1 rRNA gene is annotated in these 565 nt (G+C 54.0%); it reads right to left on the bottom strand.

The annotated features are described in order from the left end of the window. Positions 1–45: 45 nt before the first annotated feature. Positions 46–565: ribosomal RNA gene (locus GM658_RS28600) — 16S ribosomal RNA — on the bottom strand; the annotation flags it as partial.

The following is a 565-nucleotide window of genomic DNA, read 5'->3' as shown; positions in this document are numbered from 1 at the left end:
CAACAGCCGATAAGTGTGAACGTTTGAGTCTGATGCCGACTCTAGAAAGGAGGTGATCCAGCCGCACCTTCCGATACGGCTACCTTGTTACGACTTCACCCCAGTCACGAATCCTACCGTGGTAAGCGCCCTCCTTACGGTTAAGCTACCTACTTCTGGTAAAACCCGCTCCCATGGTGTGACGGGCGGTGTGTACAAGACCCGGGAACGTATTCACCGCGACATGCTGATCCGCGATTACTAGCGATTCCAACTTCATGTAGTCGAGTTGCAGACTACAATCCGGACTACGATACACTTTCTGGGATTAGCTCCCCCTCGCGGGTTGGCGGCCCTCTGTATGTACCATTGTATGACGTGTGAAGCCCTACCCATAAGGGCCATGAGGACTTGACGTCATCCCCACCTTCCTCCGGTTTGTCACCGGCAGTCTCATTAGAGTGCTCTTGCGTAGCAACTAATGACAAGGGTTGCGCTCGTTGCGGGACTTAACCCAACATCTCACGACACGAGCTGACGACAGCCATGCAGCACCTGTGTGCAGGTTCTCTTTCGAGCACTCCCA

Origin of the sequence: Massilia eburnea, assembly GCF_009720745.1 — a bacterium.
GTDB classification, from domain to species: Bacteria; Pseudomonadota; Gammaproteobacteria; order Burkholderiales; family Burkholderiaceae_D; genus Rugamonas; species Rugamonas eburnea.
This window is presented reverse-complemented; position numbering and strand designations above follow the sequence as displayed.